18 protein-coding genes are annotated in these 19,128 nt (G+C 28.2%); 15 read left to right on the top strand and 3 right to left on the bottom strand.

From position 1 onward, the window contains the following. The first annotated feature begins 25 nt into the window (after positions 1-25). From lon to Q6H37_RS26635, 4 genes are all read left to right on the top strand, one after another. Positions 26-2,347, top strand: coding sequence for an endopeptidase La (lon, locus tag Q6H37_RS26650; protein WP_318737912.1), 2,322 nt, complete (start codon positions 26-28; stop codon positions 2,345-2,347). Between the two features lie 14 nt (positions 2,348-2,361). Continuing rightward, positions 2,362-2,949, top strand: coding sequence for a ribosome biogenesis GTP-binding protein YihA/YsxC (gene yihA, locus Q6H37_RS26645; RefSeq protein ID WP_007064097.1), 588 nt, complete (start codon positions 2,362-2,364; stop codon positions 2,947-2,949). Positions 2,950-2,990: 41 nt separating this feature from the next. Further along, the gene (locus tag Q6H37_RS26640; protein ID WP_318737911.1) at positions 2,991-3,770 is read left to right on the top strand and encodes a CPBP family intramembrane glutamic endopeptidase; all 780 of its coding nucleotides are present in this window, start codon (positions 2,991-2,993) and stop codon (positions 3,768-3,770) included. A gap of 177 nt (positions 3,771-3,947) precedes the next feature. After that, entirely contained in the window at positions 3,948-4,901 is a 954-nt protein-coding gene (locus Q6H37_RS26635; RefSeq protein WP_318737910.1) for a YafY family protein, read from the top strand. 163 nt (positions 4,902-5,064) lie between these two features. Here the strand turns inward: Q6H37_RS26635 and Q6H37_RS26630 are convergent, their stop codons facing one another. Continuing rightward, positions 5,065-5,997 (bottom strand): VCBS repeat-containing protein, encoded by a 933-nt coding sequence (locus Q6H37_RS26630; protein ID WP_318737909.1) that lies wholly within the window; start codon positions 5,995-5,997, stop codon positions 5,065-5,067. A 133-nt stretch (positions 5,998-6,130) separates the two neighbouring features. On the opposite strand from Q6H37_RS26630, the gene Q6H37_RS26625 reads away from it, so the two are divergent. Further along, entirely contained in the window at positions 6,131-7,369 is a 1,239-nt protein-coding gene (locus Q6H37_RS26625; RefSeq protein WP_318737908.1) for an ABC transporter substrate-binding protein, read from the top strand. 103 nt (positions 7,370-7,472) lie between these two features. Here the strand turns inward: Q6H37_RS26625 and Q6H37_RS26620 are convergent, their stop codons facing one another. After that, on the bottom strand, positions 7,473-7,883 hold the full coding sequence (locus tag Q6H37_RS26620) for a transcriptional repressor (protein ID WP_318737907.1): 411 nt from the start codon (positions 7,881-7,883) through the stop codon (positions 7,473-7,475). 248 nt (positions 7,884-8,131) lie between these two features. On the opposite strand from Q6H37_RS26620, the gene Q6H37_RS26615 reads away from it, so the two are divergent. The 7 genes from Q6H37_RS26615 (at position 8,132) to Q6H37_RS26585 (ending at position 14,718) form a co-directional block, all read left to right on the top strand. Then, positions 8,132-9,481: a DUF2334 domain-containing protein gene (locus tag Q6H37_RS26615; RefSeq protein ID WP_318737906.1), complete on the top strand. Its 1,350-nt coding sequence runs from the start codon at positions 8,132-8,134 to the stop codon at positions 9,479-9,481. 307 nt (positions 9,482-9,788) lie between these two features. Next, positions 9,789-11,129: an APC family permease gene (locus Q6H37_RS26610; RefSeq protein ID WP_318737905.1), complete on the top strand. Its 1,341-nt coding sequence runs from the start codon at positions 9,789-9,791 to the stop codon at positions 11,127-11,129. 142 nt (positions 11,130-11,271) lie between these two features. Next, positions 11,272-11,859 (top strand): alpha-ribazole phosphatase, encoded by a 588-nt coding sequence (cobC, locus tag Q6H37_RS26605; RefSeq protein WP_318737904.1) that lies wholly within the window; start codon positions 11,272-11,274, stop codon positions 11,857-11,859. An 81-nt stretch (positions 11,860-11,940) separates the two neighbouring features. Continuing rightward, positions 11,941-12,699, top strand: a complete 759-nt coding sequence (gene cobS, locus Q6H37_RS26600) for an adenosylcobinamide-GDP ribazoletransferase (protein WP_318737903.1) — start codon at positions 11,941-11,943, stop codon at positions 12,697-12,699. Between the two features lie 15 nt (positions 12,700-12,714). Further along, complete coding sequence (cobU, locus tag Q6H37_RS26595) at positions 12,715-13,263, top strand: bifunctional adenosylcobinamide kinase/adenosylcobinamide-phosphate guanylyltransferase (protein ID WP_318737902.1); 549 nt, start codon at positions 12,715-12,717, stop codon at positions 13,261-13,263. A gap of 99 nt (positions 13,264-13,362) precedes the next feature. Next, positions 13,363-14,406 carry an FAD:protein FMN transferase gene (locus Q6H37_RS26590; RefSeq protein WP_318737901.1) on the top strand — a complete coding sequence of 348 codons (1,044 nt, stop codon included), beginning with the start codon at positions 13,363-13,365 and terminating at the stop codon, positions 14,404-14,406. Positions 14,407-14,523: 117 nt separating this feature from the next. After that, positions 14,524-14,718, top strand: coding sequence for a DUF1858 domain-containing protein (locus Q6H37_RS26585; protein ID WP_007062705.1), 195 nt, complete (start codon positions 14,524-14,526; stop codon positions 14,716-14,718). Positions 14,719-14,790: 72 nt separating this feature from the next. Here Q6H37_RS26585 and Q6H37_RS26580 read toward each other — a convergent pair whose 3' ends face one another. Continuing rightward, on the bottom strand, positions 14,791-15,693 hold the full coding sequence (locus Q6H37_RS26580) for a cation diffusion facilitator family transporter (protein ID WP_318737900.1): 903 nt from the start codon (positions 15,691-15,693) through the stop codon (positions 14,791-14,793). Between the two features lie 222 nt (positions 15,694-15,915). On the opposite strand from Q6H37_RS26580, the gene Q6H37_RS26575 reads away from it, so the two are divergent. The 3 genes from Q6H37_RS26575 to greA all read left to right on the top strand — a co-directional run bounded on the left by Q6H37_RS26575 (position 15,916) and on the right by greA (position 19,099). Further along, entirely contained in the window at positions 15,916-17,754 is a 1,839-nt protein-coding gene (locus Q6H37_RS26575; protein WP_318737899.1) for an APC family permease, read from the top strand. 106 nt (positions 17,755-17,860) lie between these two features. Continuing rightward, positions 17,861-18,514, top strand: a complete 654-nt coding sequence (locus Q6H37_RS26570; RefSeq protein WP_318737898.1) for a peptidylprolyl isomerase — start codon at positions 17,861-17,863, stop codon at positions 18,512-18,514. A 117-nt stretch (positions 18,515-18,631) separates the two neighbouring features. Beyond that, on the top strand, positions 18,632-19,099 hold the full coding sequence (greA, locus tag Q6H37_RS26565; protein ID WP_318737897.1) for a transcription elongation factor GreA: 468 nt from the start codon (positions 18,632-18,634) through the stop codon (positions 19,097-19,099). The last annotated feature ends 29 nt before the right edge of the window (positions 19,100-19,128 follow it).

Raw genomic sequence — 19,128 nt, 5'->3', positions numbered from 1 at the left:
AATTTGAAAAGTGAGGGGAGAAATAATGGAGAAAAATTTAGAAGTTCTTCCTCTGATTCCGTTAAGAGGCATTACTGTGTTTCCATATATGGTTCTACATTTTGATGTTGGCAGGGAAAAGTCTATAGTTGCGATTGAAGAAGCAATGCTTAATGAACAAAAGATATTCTTAGCAGCTCAGAAAGAAGCCAAGATTGAAGAACCTGAAGAAGAAGATATATTTGAAACAGGGACTATTTGTAATATAAAACAGATTCTTAAGCTTCCAGGTGATACTATAAGAGTATTAGTAGAAGGAGAAAGCAGAGGAAAGCTAGCAAAATATATTGAAAAAGAACCATTTTTAAAAGTTGAAGTTGAGAGTTTAGTAGATGAAGATGGTATTAACAATAATAAATGTGAGGCATTAGTTCGTTCAATTAGAAAAAACTTTGATGAGTACATAAAATTATCAGGAAGTATACCAATAGATACAATAGTTACACTTGAGGAGCTAAATAATCCAGGAAGGCTTGCAGATGTTATAAGTTCGTATCTTACGCTTAAACAAGAAAAAAAGCAGGAACTTTTAAACACATATGAAGTAGAAGAAAGACTTCAAAAGCTTTTAGATATATTAATTAATGAAGTTGATATATTAAAAATAGAGAGAAAAATAGGTGTAAAAGTAAAAAATAAAATTGATAAAGTACAGAAGGAATATTATCTAAAGGAACAACTAAAAGCTATACAAGAGGAACTTGGAGAAGAAGACGAGGATAAAAAGGAATTAGCTAAATATAAAAATAAAATAAGTAAAGCTAAACTTCCTAAGAATGTTAAAGAAAAAGCTTTATATGAATTAGAAAGATTAAAAAGTAATGGAGGATATTCAGCAGAAAGTGGAGTAATAAGAACATATCTTGACTGGATATTAGATCTTCCTTGGAATAAACAAACGGAAGATAACTTAGATATAAAATCAGCTAGAGATGTATTAGAAAAAGAACATTATGGACTTGAAGATGTAAAGGATAGAATAATTGAATATTTAGCTGTTAAAAAGATGAGCAATTCATTAAAAGGACCAATACTTTGTCTTGTTGGACCTCCAGGAGTAGGAAAGACTTCTATAGGCAAATCTATAGCACATGCTTTAAACAGAAATTTTGTTAGAATGTCCTTAGGTGGTGTTAGGGATGAAGCTGAAATAAGAGGACATAGAAAAACTTATGTAGGAGCTATTCCAGGAAGAATAATATATGGAATGAAGCAAGCTAAGTCGAAAAATCCTTTATTCTTATTAGATGAAATAGACAAAATGAGCAATGATTTTAAAGGTGATCCAGCAGATGCACTTTTAGAAGTATTAGACAGTGAACAAAATAGTACATTTAGAGATCATTATCTTGAATTGGAATTTGATTTATCAAATGTATTGTTTATAACTACAGCTAACAGCTTGGAAAATATACCTAGACCATTATTAGATAGAATGGAAATAATAGAGGTTTCAGGATATACCAGTGAAGAAAAGTTCCATATAGCAAAAGAACATTTAGTAGCAAAAGAATTGAAAGCACATGAAATAGATGATGATAAAATAAAGATATCTGATTCAGCTATACAACTTATAATAGATAGCTATACAAGGGAATCAGGAGTTAGAAGCTTAGAAAGAAAAATATCTTCTGTAATAAGAAAAGCTATAGCAGAGATTATGGAAAAAGATAAAAAGAGAATAATACTTAATTCAACTAAAGTGAAGACTTATCTTGGACCTGAAATATTCACTTATGATAAAGCTGATGAAGAAGATAAAGTTGGAGTAGTAATGGGGATGGCATGGACAGGATATGGTGGAGATACTTTACCTGTGGAAGTAACTGTTATGCCTGGAACAGGGAAATTAGAACTAACTGGTCAATTAGGTGATGTCATGAAGGAATCTGCTAAAGCTGGATATAGTTATGTTAGAGCTAACGCTCATAAATATGGAATAGAAGATAATTTCTATAAAGAGAAGGATTTGCACATACACGCTCCAGAAGGTGCTGTACCTAAAGATGGTCCATCAGCAGGTGTTACAATGATAACTGCAATTATATCTGCACTAAGCGGCATAAAGGTTAAGCATAATGTAGCTATGACTGGCGAAATAACCTTAACAGGTAGAGTCCTTCCAATAGGTGGACTTAAGGAAAAAAGTTTAGCTGCTTATAGAGCAGGTATTACTACAGTAATAATACCAAAGGACAATGAAAAAGATTTGATAAAAATACCAAAAACCGTTAGAGGCAAAATAAATTATATATTGGCGGATAAAATAGATATTGTTTTAGAAAATGCCTTAGTTAAAAATGAGTAGGTGAAAATAAATTTATGGAAATAAAACAATCGGAATTTGTAATTTCTGCAGTTGTACCAAATCAGTATCCTCAAGATAACAGAGTTGAAATAGCTTTTGTAGGAAGGTCTAATGTAGGAAAATCATCTTTAATAAATACTTTAGTTAATAGGAGAAAGCTGGTTAAGGTAAGTGGTACTCCTGGAAAGACCAGATTAGTAAACTTTTTTTTGATAAATAATGAATTTTATTTTGTTGACTTACCTGGCTATGGATATGCAAAGGTTTCAAAGTCAGAAAAGGAAAGTTGGGGCAAAGTAATTGAAAGGTATTTAACAGGTAGAGAACAATTAAAAAAAGTTATGCTACTTGTTGATTGCAGGCATAAACCCACTGAGGATGACATAATTATGTATAAATGGATAAAGCATTATAATTATGATGCTATCATAGTGGCAACTAAAATTGATAAATTGAAAAAAGCTGAATTGAGAAAGAATTTAAAGGTTATTAGAGAAACATTTGAATTAAGTGATGATGAAGAAATTTTGACTTTTTCTTCATTAAAAAAGCTGGGTAAAGAGGAACTTTTGGATGCAATTGAGCAGTGTATAAATAACTAGCTGCTATAAGAGTTGAGGATACGAAATAAGGAGAATATATAATGGTAAAATATGATATTATTAAAGACCTGCTTGTATTTTTATTTGTTTATGTTCCTCCAATTGTAATTTTTATAAGGTTTTCGGCGGAAAGAAATAGAAGTAAAATAGTATTATCTATAGTAGCTTTAGTATATTTAATAGCATCTTTATTTACAAATAATATCTTTCCATTTATTTTTACGATTATCAATATTAAGTATTTAAAAGATGCTAATAGAGTATATAGTTTATATTCATCAAGGCAAAGTTTAAAACAAACTTTAAGTCAAAGATTAAGTGATGATTTTGAAAGATTTGGATTTAGCTTAAAAAAATTTAATATTATTTCGGCTATAAAGTTATCGACTTTTTCTTATGTTGTAGTAATCATAATTGCTAATATAGAAACGATGATTGTTTCTAAGTTTAATGTGCAAGTTAAAGAACAGGAAGTAGTTACTTGGATGTCTAATATGCCGTTAAATAGATTTCTGATAATAATTCCAATAGTTATAATTTTTGCACCAATACTTGAAGAATTTGTTTTTAGATGGCTGCTATTTGAAAAGACATTTACGCCTAGGGTAGGTATCTATTTAGCAACTTTGTTGAGTAGTATAATTTTTGGCTTTATTCATTTTAATTTAAGAGCTTTTCCTTTATTAATTTGGATAGGAATATACAATTGCTATTTAATAGAAAAAAAGGGATATTGGTATTCCGTGTTCAATCATTTTACATTTAATTTTGTGACTACTATGGCGTTATTAATAAGTAAATTATCTCAAATCAACATGTGAAAACAGGCATATATGGTTTTTTAAACTGTATATGTCTATTTTTATATCTTTAAGTTTAATGAATAATTTAAAAAAATAAAAATTTATTTTAATATTTTGTATGAAAATGCTAAAAAATTTGTTAAAAATACCGATATAATTAAAGATTAGGATAAAATTATACTGGGGGTAAAAAGTATGTCTAAAATTTCTCATTTAATAGAAATGATAATTACATTACAATACAAAGGACTTACTACGGCAACGGAATTAGCAGAAACTTTAGAAGTTGATAAAAAAACTATATATAGATATATTAATAGTTTAAATAAGGCTAACATACCAGTGCATACTAAGAAAGGCAGGTATGGAGGATTTTATATAGATCAAGAATTTTATATGAAACCGTCAAAACTTAACAAAGAGGAATTGCAATCTTTACTTATGTCTACGCAAATACTTACAAAAGAAAATGGTTTTATGTATGAGAGAGATTTGCAAACAGCTGTAACAAAAATAAAAAGTTTATATGTGAATTCAGACGATGAACTAAAATATTTAAATGAAAATGGAAATTTTAAAATTAATGAAGCTGGGGGACTACAAAACTTACAAGATAAAATATCTCAAATAAATTATGCTATGAGTAGAGGAAGAACTTTAAGCATAAACTACTTTTCTGCAAATAAAAATAATTTAACTATAAAAAAGATGGATCCGTATAACTTGATTTTTAGAGAAGGTGCATGGTATATAATAGGTTACTATTATAAGAGTGATCGTGTTGAAAGTTTTAAAATATCAAGAATACAGAGTTTAAAGATAACAGATGAAATATATATGATACCTCATACTTTTTCTTTAAAAACATATTTAGAGGAAAACTGGGCTGTTTTTAAAGGCGATAAAAATAAAGTTATAATAAAGTTTGATAAAAAGGTTTCAGACTTTATAGAAAATGGGAAGTGGCATCCTGATGAACAATTGCAAAAATTAGATGATGGATCTTTATTGTTAATTATGTATTTGGATGAATTGCAAGAAGTAAAAAATTGGATATTAGGATTTGGCAAAAATGCAGAAATTATTGAACCTGTAAAACTTAGAGAAGAAATAAAAAAAGAAATAGAAGATATGTATAAAAAATATTAAAAATTTTAGTAAAAAGTGAATAAAATTTTTCAAAGTAGGATATTATAATAAATGTAATTAGGAGATATAATCTCCTAAAGTGTCAAGCAAATTACATTTTAGTTTGTTTGATACTATAACCCCCCATCCCCCTTGGGACCGTAAAACGGTCCCTTTTGTTTTTTTAAAATAAATAAGAAATTTTAAAGTAGTAATTTCCTTTGTTAACTTCACTAGGAGTTAATAAAAGATTTATAGTATAGTTTTTTATTAGATTTTTATCTGAATTTGATATTCCTCTGAAATTTAAAGTCCAATATACTTCAGAAACTTCTCCGTCTTCATTACACTTATTTTCTTTAAATATACCATCTTGAAATACATAAGTGTTATTATCTGAAGATAGTTGTTTTATAAGTGGCAAATTTTTATCAGATAAGTTGGGGATAAATATATCTTTAGGTTTATAAGATTCTCCTTGAGGAAGACTCTGTATAAATTGAATAAAAGTAGCTATTGTGTCTGTACCCATAAAAGTAGGATTGTTATCATAATTATAATTTTTAAATTTATAATTTAAAAATATATAATTTGAAAGAGTAACAGTGTTGCCTTGAAGCTTGCCTGATAGTACCTTTGGAGTTTTATTATTTTTGCAATCAATAAATCCTAAAATATTATTGGAATTTGAAAGTACATTATCAAATTTACTGCCATTCCAAACAAAAACATATTGAGCAGGGTTGTCTCTATTTGAAGCTTGAATAAATATTTCAGGAATTTTATCCCTTGATACATCCATAAGAGTTACTCGCATAGGCCAGTAAGGTGAGTAATTAAATAAAGCAGAGGAGTTTTTATATGGTGTAATGGGATAACTTTTATCTTTAATTTTGACATCCATAGAATACTTATCATCAAATCTTTTTACTGATAGTATGTCCTTTTTTCCATCACCATCAAAGTCAGCCTTTAATACTTTGCTTTCAGAAATACTATTAAAGGTGGGAGAATAATGTTTTGATAAAGATAGTATAACTATCAATATAAAAATTATCAATGTAAGTATTATAAAGTAAATATATTTCTTTTTTAGAAATATCACTCTAAATTTCATATGTTTCACCTCCATTTAATTATATGAAATTATTATATATTTAATTATTATGTACAAAATAAAATTAGAAGTACTTTGCATATAAAAAATTTAATGTTTAAGTTTTTAGCTAGAAAGGAGGTAACTAAACTTTATGATTTACAAGAAAAAAAGTGTAGCATTATTTTTAATATTGCTATTTGTTATCAATATTGTGGCTTGTAATAAGGCAAAGGATTCAGAAAAAGAAAAACAATTAAATATATATGTGGATTTGAAAGATAAAGAGTCTTCAAGTATATTGAAATCAGCAATAGAAGGATATAAAAAAGATAACCCTAAAGTAAAAGTCAGCATTAATAATGCTATAGGAGGTAAAATAGAAGAAGACATAGGTAAGAACAGTAATACTGATATAGTATTTACTTCTAGAAATAATATGATTAAGTTAAGTAGAAAAGGCTTATTAAGTGATATGGGAAATTTTTATGATGAGAGTAAACTTAATGATAAATATTATACTATAGTAAATTCTTATGGAAGATTTAATGATAAATATTATGGAATTGGTTTAATTCCATATACTATAGAAATTTTTTATAATGAAAGTTATTTTAAAAAAGAAAATTTAAAAGTTCCATCTAGTATTGATGAATTAAAGAACACATTAAAAAGTTTAAATGAAAAATCAATAAAAATTCCTGTAATTTTAACAGAAGATCTAGATATAAACAATGGATTAGCTTCTATGATAATAAATAACAAAGTTAGTATGAGAAAGTTAGAAAGCAAGTATGATAGTGGAGCTGAGTTTTACAAGTCTCTAAATGAAATGCAGCAGGCTTTTGATGATATGGCAGCTTTTATAAAACAAAATAACATAAGCAAAAATACTTTTGAAATTGGAAATGAAAGCAGTGTAAATAAATTTATCAAAGGTGATTTACCTTTGATTATAAGTTCATCATATTATGTGAAGGATTTTAAGGATGAAAATAAAGATGTGAAAATTATAGAAAATTTTACTGGTGGCAATTCCTCAAAAATGGTGGTACCTGTAATTTGTAATTCTATACTTTGCACACCTGTAAACAGTAAAAATAGTGAAGAAATAAATAGTTTTACAAAATTTATAATAAGCGACGATTTTCAAAAAAAGCTTGTAGAGGAAGGCTTTGTAACTGGAAATAAGAAAGCAAACAGTTCTATAAAATCTGGGGTTAAATCTGTGGTAGTTAAGCACTTAAAAGAAAGTACTGAAAATAATATAATTTTTGTGGAAAATGTTCCTGAAAAATTAAAAAGTGCAATATCTTCTAAAATAGATGAATTGTTATCAGGTAAGCCAAGTACTAAAATGTGGGAAGAAATTGTAAATGATGCCTATAAGTAAAAGTATAATTAATGTGATTTCAGAGCATATATTTAAATAAAAAAATTTACACTTCAGATTTTAAGTTCAGTATCTGAAGTGTAAAAAGTCAATTAAGTTAAATTTAGTTTTTGCAATTTTTGCATATTCCGTAAAAGTACACTTGATTTCCTACTACATCATATTCAGTATAACTTTTAATTTTGTCATTTAAATCAGAAAAACAAATTCCGTCTATATCTTCTACTTTTCCACAGCTAAGACATTGTATGTGAGGATGTGGAAGCACATTTCCGTCATATCTAAAGTTCCCCTCACCAACATTGATTTCTTGAACAAGATTCACTTCAACTAAAGTTTTTAAAGCCTTATAAACAGTTGCAAGGCTCATAGTAGGGTATTCTGGTTGAAGTGCTGTATATATTGTCTCAGCAGATGGATGTTCTTTAGTTGATTGTAAAAATTTATATACTGCAATTCTTTGTGGAGTAAGTTTTAATTTTTTTTCTCTAAAAATACTAGATAAAGTATCCATATACACCATCCTTATTATATAATTAATAATATTATATAATAAAAATTATTTGTTGTCAAAGTAATTTTACACCAATAAATAATAATACATTAAAGTAACAAAATAGTAAAGTTCTTATTGTGTTTTTTTATATTTATTTTAATGACATATTTAATAAAAAAGTGTAAAAAATATAAATATATATGCTTATAAATATTGCAAAATTACAAATGTTAAACCAATAAAAAGTATTGAAGGGATAGGATTTGATGAAAAAAATATTTAAAAGTAAATTAATAATGTTTATAACAATATTTTTTCTACTATTTATATTTAGTATTAAGTTTGTCAGCAGTGAAATTTTAAATAGAAGCAAAGAAAATATTTCTAATTTCAAAGGATTAGATATGAAAAAAGATTCTATATTAATTAATTTTGAAAATAAATTATTGAATTTAGAATTGCCTATATATGTGGAAAGTAATAGGTATTATTTGCCTTTGAGTGAGATAACTGAAAAAGTAGGTGGAAAGATAATTATAGAAAATGGTTTAGCAAATATTAACCTTAAAAATGATAACATTAAAATTGATAGTATAAATAAGAAATTTACTGTAAATAAGGAGCAATATGACTTAAAGAGAAGAGCTATAATACAGGATAATGTATTATATGTATCTATGATTGATTTTACTAAGATATTAAATTTGAAGACTTATTGGGATATACAAAATAAAACTATATATTTTTATAAAAATAGAGATAAAGTGGGTCTAAGTGAGGAAAAGCATGGTAATAAAGCAGCTCTTATAAGATTGGAAGATATTACTGCAGGTGGAATATATTCATCAAATGAAGCTTTAGAAAAATTAAGGATAATATCAGATTACTTATATAAACAGAATATACCATTTCATGTAGCTTGGGTTCCTAGATATGTAAAGCCTTGCGATAATATTGATAACGATATTTCGGAAAGTTATAGTATGTATAATGCAGATTTTTTATTTACATTGGACTATTTTGTGGATAAAAATGGAGTAATTGGATTACATGGATACACACATCAATATGGAAATACTACAAGTGTTGATGGATTAGAATTTCATCGAAGCAAAAGTGATAACATTCCAGAAGATAAAAGCTATTCAACGGAAAGAATAAATAAAGCTTTAGATTGTGCGGAAAAGTTAGGCATAAAATGTGACTTTTTTGAAACACCTCATTATGGAATCTTAAAGAATCAACTTAGTAGTGTAGAAGAAAAATTCAACTATATATATGAACCTTATTCAGAAGATGGAGGAGCAACATGTTGTGAACATATTTTCAAAACTAATAGTAATGGGAAAAAAGTAATTTATATTCCTACACCTTTGGATTATGTAGATGGAAAGAAAGATTGTTCTAATATGTTAAAAAAAATAAGAAAGCTTAACCAAAATTTATTAGGTAGTTTTTTTTATCATCCTTACATTGAATTTGAAGATATAAAAATAGATAGAGGAGAAGATGGTTATCCATATTGTAGCTATTCAGAGCAATCTGTTTTGCACAGCGTAATTAATCAATTACAAAGACAAGACTATAAGTTTTGTAAAATAAATGATATCAAATAAAAAAATAAGTTATACGATTATGCATTATTTAGTTAATGAATTATTGATATAAATGAAAGAAATTATTCAGTTGTTTTAATTTATTGTATCAACATAGTTAAAAATATAACAATGTGAAAAATAGAACTAAGTAGATTAAGTTTTAAAATCACAAAATATGTTCGCGAATTCCTGTCATTTTTAGTATTTTGTATAAAATTGAAAAACTGTTATGAAATTTATCTTGATTTAAAGTTAAATTGATGTTAATATTTTATCGTGATAAGAATTTGTCACACTTTAAAATTTGTAGGGAGGTAATCTCAAAATGGGCAAAAGTGAATTAAAAAAAGAAATAGGTCTTGTGCCTGCTCTTGCAATCGTTATCGGTATGGTTATCGGTTCAGGTGTATTCTTTAAGCCTAAGGCAGTATTTACAGCAACTGGAGCACCAGGATTAGGAATGACGGCATGGATTTTAGGTGGAATTATATCTATAGCAGGAGGACTTACAGCTGCTGAAGTATCTGCAGCAATACCGAAAACAGGTGGTATGGTAGCATACTTAGAGGAAACTTATGGTGATCTTTGGGGATATCTTTTGGGTTGGGCTCAAACGGTTATATATTTTCCTGCTAATATAGCTGCACTTGCCATAATATTTTCTACACAGGTTTTATCATTATTAGGTTTAAACGATTCCATGTTAAACATAATAGCAATTATAGTTATAGTATTTTTAATGTGTATGAATTCATTAGGGTCAAAAACAGGTGGAGCTATTCAAACTGTAGCTACAGTTTGTAAGTTAGTACCATTATTTGCAATTATAGTAGTTGGGCTTATGAAAGGTGACGGAGGAGCAGCAAGATTATTCCCAATGACAGCTGTTAATCACCCTATAGGTACAAGCCTTGGTTCAGCTTTGGTAGCAACAATGTTTGCTTATGATGGTTGGATAAATGTTGGAGCTATATCAGGAGAAATGAAAAATCCAGGTAAAGATTTACCTAAAGCTATTGTTGGTGGATTATCATTAGTTATGGCAGTTTATTTATTAATAAATGTAGCATATCTTTTCGTATTACCAGCAACTGCTCTTGCAGGAACAAAAACACCAGCAGCTGATGTTGCAACTATAATCTTTGGACCATCAGGTGGTAAGATTATAACTGTAGGTATACTAATTTCTATATTTGGAGCATTAAATGGATATATATTAACAGGAATGAGAATTCCATATGCAATGGCTGTAGAAAATAAGTTACCAGGAAGTGCTTGGTTAGCAAAATTACATCCTACATTTAAAACACCAATAAATTCAGGTATATTATTAACTATTATATCAATACTACTAGTATTTTCAGGTAAGTTTGACCAATTAACAGATTTGTTGATTTTTGTAATATGGATTTTCTATGTTATGACATTCCTTGCAGTGTTTGTGCTTAGAAAAAATCAGCCAAATCTTCCAAGACCATATAAAGTTCCATTATATCCTATAATACCAGCAATAGCTATTATAGGGGGAGCTTATATAATATTAAATACTTTATTTACTCAACCAATGAATGCTGGAATAGGTATTGTGTTAACTGTAATAGGTTATCCTGTATATTTGTCTAGAAAGAATAAGTTTAAGAAGTCAGATGATGAACACACTGCTTAAAATTTAAGAGAAAACCTGTAGATGAAATTGTCTACAGGTTTATTTTTATATAGATAAATGTTTATTCAAATGAATAATGATTTGTCCATTTTGCATATTTGCTATATAATTTATTTGTGAACTATAGGGATGGGGGGATTATATGAATTTATATTTTGTAAGACATGGAGAAACTGAATGCAATAAAAGTAAGCTTTATTATGGTAATTTAGATGTATCAATCAGTGAAATCGGTTTTATGCAGGCAAAGAAAAGTTCAAAAATGCTTGAGAATATAAGCTTTAATAGAGTATATGTTAGTGAGATGAAAAGAGCTAAGCAAACGGCTAAAATCATATTAGATAAAAAAGAATGTAGTATAATTGAAGATTTTAGAATAAATGAAAGAAATTTTGGTGCATTTGAAGGAAAAAGTTATAATGAGATAAAAGAGACTTATCCGAAAGAGTGGAAGGTTTGGTGTGAAGATTGGAAGAATGCAGTACCACCAAATGGAGAAAGTTATGTGCAGTTTTATGGGAAAATAAAAGACTTTATGGATAACGTTTTACAACTTAAGGATGACAATATTCTTATTGTAACCCATAGTGGTGTTATAAAGTCTGTATATTGTTATATTTTAGACAACAATTTAGATTTTTTTTGGAAGTTTAATTCAAAAAATGGTGATATAACTCTTATAAAGTATGAGTATGGAAATATATATATAGATAGCATATGTCATGTTTAGATTTACATAAAAATTATAATTAAATTTAATATATACTTACTTAACTTTTGCAGTTTAAAAATAATATCAAAGGAGGTTATTATGAAAAAAATATTCAATAGTTTTCTGTTAGTAATTCAATTTTTTACTAGAATACCTGTAAATATAAATTTACCTTGTGAAATGGAGGATTTTAAGAGAGGGTCAACTTTTTTGCCTATTGTAGGTTTAATAATTGGTATTATTCAGTGGGCAGTGTATGAAGCATTTATAAAGATATTACCAGTTGATGTGGTAGTAGTGATAGTAATTTTAATTGGAGTTATTATTACTGGCGGCTTTCATATAGACGGATTAGGGGATACCTTTGATGGTTTTTTTGCTTTTAAGGGTGAGGAAAGAATAATTGAAATAATGAAAGATAGCAGAATAGGTACATATGCATGCATTGCAACAATAATGAATTTTTTGTTTAGATATTCACTTTTAACATATATAGCTCCTAGATATTCAATGGCAATTATAGTGGTTCCGGCAATATCTAGATTTTGTACTGTTTTCATATCTTACATAGGCAATACTGCCAAGAATACAGGTACAGGAAACTTTCTTATAAGTAATGTAGGAAAAACTCAATTATTTATAAGTTTTATAATGACTTTAGCAGTGTTATTATTAATGATCCATTGGAAATATACTGTGATTTTAATGATTTCAGGAATAATTTTTACATTTGTATTCAATTTATTTTGTAAAAGTAAAATAGGTGGACTTACAGGAGATACTTTAGGAGCAAGTAATGAATTAAATGAAATACTTGCATTAATTATTATTACAATACTAGTTAAGAATTTTATATGATAGGAGAGCATTAGCATGGGAAAAATAGTATTAGTTACAGGTGGAAGTAGAAGTGGAAAAAGTACTTTTGCAGAAAAAATTTTAGAAGGCAAGGATAATGTGTTGTATATTGCTACAGCTAAAGTTACAGATGAAGAAATGAAAAAAAGAATAGAAATTCATAAAAAGAGCAGAAATCAAAAATGGTTAACTTATGAAGGATTTAAAGATTTAGATAAAACTTTGCAAAAGGACAATAATAAATATGTAATGTTAGAATGTATAGGTACTATGGTTACAAATTTGATGTTTGACAAAAATATTGATTTTGATACTATTTCATTAGAAGAAATAGCAAAGCTAGAAAAGGAAATAAAAGATGAAGTAAAGAAAGTAATTACAATAGCAAAAGAAAAAGATAAAGAATTAATTATAGTAACAAATGAAGTGGGCTGGAGCATAGTACCAGGATATAGGCTTGGAAGAATTTTTAGTGATATTCTAGGTCATGTCAATCAATATATAGGAAGTTTAAGTGATGAAGCTTATATGGTTGCATGCGGATTCCCTATTAAACTTAAATAATTACTATAAGCTTAACTGATTAAATTTTTTATCATTTATTAACTATTAAGATAGCATGAAAATTAAACTTGAATAAAATGTAAAAATGAGGTTATGAATATGAAAAAAATAATAAAAAGCGTTAGCATAGCAATTTTTATGGTAGTATGTATTTCAGTATTTTATGGATGTGGAAAAAAGAATTTACAACCACTTGATAAAACAGAGTATATGTTAGGTACTGTTTGTTCCATAAAGGTATACGATGGCAATAAGCAGCAAGCTATTGACAGTGCATATAAAAGAATTAAAGATATAGAAAATAAGATGAGTGTAAATAAAAGTGGAACTGAGTTGGATGCTGTTGCTGACAAGGCTGGAAAGTCTTATGTTAAGGTATCAGATGATACTTTATATGTCTTGAAAAAAGGAAAATACTACTCAGAACAGTCTAATGGAGCGTTTGATATAACTATAGGACCTTTAGTTAAGCTTTGGGGAATAGGAACTGATAATCCTAAAGTGCCTTCTATACAGGAAATAAACCAAAAAAAAGCTTTAATAAACTATAAAGATCTTATTATGGATGAGAAAAACAAGCAGGTAATGCTGACTAAACCTGGAATGTCTTTAGATTTAGGTGGTATTGCAAAAGGTTATGCTGCAGATGAAGCTACAAGAATACTAAAGGAAAATGGGGTTAAACATGCTATTGTAAACCTTGGAGGTAATGTGCTTGCTATTAATGACAATCCAGAAGGCAAACCATGGACAATAGGAGTACAAAATCCATTTAATACTACAGGAGATTACTTTGCTACAATAAATGTTACTAATAAAACAGTTGTAACTTCTGGAATATATGAAAGGTTTTTTGAAAAAGATGGCAAAAAGTATCATCATATTTTAAATCCTTTTACTGGTTACCCAATGGATAATTCCCTTGCTAGTGTTACATTAGTTACAGATGTCTCTATTGATGCAGATGCTATGACTAAAAACATATTTTATAAGGGTATGGAAAAGGGTCCTGAGTATGTGAAAACATTAAAAGGGGTAGATGCTATATTTGTAACCAAGAATAAAGAAGTTTATATAACTGATGGTTTAAAGAATAATTTTGAAATTACTAATTCAGAGTTTAAGCTTATAAATAAAAAATAATAATAAATTTTTGTTATAAAAGAAATAATAATACTTGATAAGAAAATGACTAAGTATTACAATTACAATGTGATACTAAATTTAGTATTGTAAATAAGAAAAAGTGAGGTACGTATTATGGAAAAAATAACTAAGGACATGACAATTGGAGAAATAATAAGAGTAAATCCAAAAGCTGCTGAAACTTTAATGACTTTTGGAATGGGATGTGTAGGATGCCCTTCAGCACAAGCTGAATCATTAGAAGAAGCTGCTCAAGTTCATGGTATGGATATAGAAAATTTATTAAGAGCATTAAATGCTTTAGCATAGAATAATTTTAAGAAGCAGCAATTAAGTGTAATAAAAATACCCGTATTTATGGTTTATGAATACGGGTATTTTTTATTTGCATTTCTCTTTTTTGGTAAATTTACAGTAAGAACAATTTTTGTCGCAAGCTTCCAAGTGTATCATAGCATGAGTATTTTTTAGAGATTTTTCAATATCATTTTCTATTATATCGCAAATGTCATGAGCATCTTTTATAGTCATATTTTCAGGAAAAACTAAATGTAGATCGATATATTTAGTACGTCCAGATTTTCGAGTCCTTAGGTCATGAAAGTCACAGTATACAGCACTATGCTTGTCAATGGCAGCTTTTATTGAGTTTATTTGTGTATCAGATAATTTTACATCCAAAAGAGGTTCAAAAGCTGTTTTTAAAAGATCATAAGCTTCTTTTAAAATAAATATAGCAACTATAATGGCAACTACAGGATCTAAAAAGTGTAACTTGGTGATCCATATTAACAATAATCCTGTACCAACACCTAGAGATGTATAAACATCTGCTTTTAAATGAAGAGCATCTGCCTCCAAAGCTATAGAATCTTCCTGTTTAGCAATTTTATATATTTTTTTTGATACTATATAATTTACCAAAGCAGATACAAACATGACTATAAATCCTATACCTATTGAGCCTACAGCTTTAGGATGCATTATTTTTTTTACAGCTTCTACTATTATCCATACAGAAGCTCCAAAAATAAGTAGTGATTCTAATACACCTGATATATTTTCCACTTTTCCATGACCATATGGATGATCCTCATCTGCTGGTTTATCAGATATTTTCACGGAAAAGAAGGCAATAATTGCAGCTGCTAAATCCATAGTAGAATGTATTGCTTCAGATATAATACTCACTGAACCTGTAAATATACCTACGAATATTTTCATTAATATAAGACTTGAATTAGAAAGTATAGAAAGTCTTGCAACTTTTACCTTTGAGTTCATTTTAAAGCCTCCTAAAGATTATAACTTATTATCAGTTGATAATTAAATATACATATATAATAAATGCATATCACTTAAAAGTCAAGAGGTTTTCAAGACGATATATGTTATCAATTGATAAAGAATTTTAATCTCTTTTAACTAGTATTTGTAAAACTTTGATCATATTTATATTGTATTGTAACTTGAATAATGGGGTAAAATAGCTTTGAGGTGAGTATTATGTTAATGAATTTAAAACAATTTTTAATAGGGAAACCTTTAAAGTCTGAAGAAATTCATCATGAAAAATATAGTGTATTTAGAGGTTTACCAATACTTTCTAGTGATGCAATATCCTCTGTGGCATATGCAGGAGAAGAAATTTTATGGGTTTTGATTCCTGTTATAGGAATGATGTCATATACATATATGTTTTATGTTGCTTTAGCTATTGTAATACTTTTATGTATCTTAGTATTTTCATATCGTCAAACTATAGATAGTTATCCTAATGGTGGTGGATCATATAAAGTATCCAAAGAAAATTTAGGTACTAAATGGGCCTTAATAGCAGGCGCATCATTAACAATAGATTATGTGCTTACAGTTGCTGTAAGTGCTAGTGCTGGTACAGCAGCTATAACTTCAGCTTTTCCTAAAGCTTTAACTCATAAAGTAATTATAACTGTATTAATAATTATAGTAATGTGTATAGGTAACTTGAGAGGAATAAGGGAATCATCTAAATTGTTTAGTTTACCTACTTATTTTTTTATAATGTTATCTATAATAATGATAATATATGGAATAATAAAATTTTATATTTTAGGATACACTCCAATACCAATACAAAATGCTCCTCAAGCTGTTGGTGATATAACCATATTATTAATATTAAGAGCTTTTGCAGGTGGTTGTACTGCATTAACTGGTGTAGAAGCTATTAGTGATGGAGTGCCTAATTTTGAAGAGCCAGCTCAGAAAAATGCTAAAACAGTTTTATTTCTTTTAGCATTAATAATAATGATTATATTCAGTGGTATATCATATTTGGCTACTTTATATAAAGCAGTACCTAGCCTTGATAAGACTGTTATTTCTCAGATAGCAGAACAAGTATTTGGAAAGGGAATAATGTTTTATATAATGCAGATAGCTACAACCCTCATACTAATAATGGCAGCAAATACAGCATTTTCTGATTTGCCTTTGCTTTTATCGTTTATAGCTAAAGATGGTTATGTACCAAGACAATTTTTAACTAGAGGTGATAGATTAAGTTATTCAAATGGAATAATTGTTTTATCCTTTGCGGCTATATTTTTAACTGTGCTTTTTAAAGGAGAAACACATTTCTTGCTACCATTGTATGCTGTGGGAGTATTTATTTCATTTACTTTATCTCAAACAGGCATGGTAGGGAAGTGGTTAAAAAGTAAAAAAGCGGGATGGAGGCATAAAGCTTTTATAAATGGAGTTGGTGCCCTTGTTACTTTGATTACAGCTATAATAATAGGATATACTAAGTTTTTACATGGAGCTTGGGTTGTATTTTTTCTCATACCTTTTGTAGTATATTTAATGAAGAATGTAAGAAAACATTATGATGAAATTGCTGAGCAATTAAGTATGGAAAATCAGGATTTACCAAAGTTTAATGAAGAAAAATTAAAACACTTTATTGTTCCAGTTGGTGGTTTAAATAAATCTGTACTAAAAACTTTAAACTATGCAAAATGTTTATCAGATGATATAGTGGCTTTTCATGTATCTGTGGATGATGAAGAAAGTGAAAAACTTAAAAGTAAATGGAAAAAGTATAATATTTCAGTTCCATTAGTAATAAAACAATCTCCCTATAGAGAAATTAGAAATCCTTTAATGAAATATATATTTTCGGAAGAATATCCTTCAAATCCAGGAGATGTAGTGACTATAGTTATGCCTCAATTTGTAGTTAGTGCTTGGTGGGGAAATATACTTCACAATCATACTGCATTAATTTTAAAGAATACTCTTTTAAGAGAAAAAAATATAGCAGTTATTACAGTGCCATATATTATAAAAAGCCGAGTATAGGTTAATTCGTATTGTAAAGCATTATGCTTACTTTATGAATATCTAGTTGATAAATATACTTACTTTAGTTATACTAAATTGAGTATATTTAGAAGAAGGTGTAATAATGAAATTAAATAAAATTATAATTTTGCTGTTGTGTGTAATAGCTGCTTTTATAATTTTTGGATGTTCCCAGAAAAATTCTGTGCAGGGATCTAAAAAATTTAAAGCTGTAGATGAAAAAACATTACATGATGCTGCTAATCCAATAGCTACAATAACTATGGAAAATGGTGATGAGATAAAGGTTGAATTATATCCTAAAGCGCCAAATACTGTGAACAATTTTATATACTTAGCCAATAAGGGTTTTTATAATGGATTAACTTTTCATAGGGTTATACCTAAATTTATGATTCAAGGTGGATGTCCAAAGGGTGATGGTACTGGAGGGCCTGGTTATAAGATAAAGGGAGAGTTTGCTGAAAACAGATTTTCTGAGAATGGATTAAAGCATACAAGAGGAGTGATTTCTATGGCTAGGTCACAAGAAAATGATTCAGCTGGATCACAATTTTTTATTATGCATGGAGATGCAGCAAGTCTTGATGGAAAGTATGCTGCTTTTGGAAAAGTTATTAAAGGAATGGATGTAGTGGATAAAATAGTTTCTGTGGATAGAGATTCTAAAGACAAACCTAAGTTATCACAAGTTATGAAGAAAATAACAGTGGAGACTTTTAACAAAAAGTATAGTGAGCCTGAGAAAATTAAGTAAATTATGAATTAATGTTCTTAACCTGCGTCTTGTATTATTAATTTACTAATATTATAATAGTAAAATGAGGTTAATTATGTTAGATTAACACAATTTAAGATAGTAGGTGATTTTTTAATGCGTAGTATAATGTTGACAGAAGCTGGTAAGAAAAAGCTAGAAGAAGAATTAGAATATTTGAAAACTGTAAAAAGAGCAGAAATTAAAGCTGCTTTGAAGTATGCCCGTGCGCAAGGAGACTTAAGTGAAAATGCTGATTATGATGCAGCAAAAGATGATCAATCTATGACTGAGACAAGAATAATGGAATTAGAGCAGCAGCTTAAAAATGCTGTTATAATTGAAGATTCTGATGAAGATCATGTATTTGGTATTAATAAAACAGCTCTTGTAAAGTTCTATGATATTGATGATACTGAAGAAGTTACTCTTGTAAGTTCAGTAGAATCTGATGTTAAAAATATGAAAATAAGCATAGAATCTCCTTTAGGTGCGGCTTTATATAAAATTGAAGTTGGTAAAAAGGTTGCTGTTGAATCACCAGATGGAGAATATGAAGTAGAAGTTTTAAAAATATTAGACTAAAACAAAGTTCACTTCCTTTATTGAAGTGA

It is taken from the genome of Clostridium sp. JS66, from assembly GCF_033561535.1.
In the GTDB taxonomy this organism is placed as follows: Bacteria; Bacillota; Clostridia; order Clostridiales; family Clostridiaceae; genus Clostridium_AM; species Clostridium_AM carboxidivorans.
This window is presented reverse-complemented; position numbering and strand designations above follow the sequence as displayed.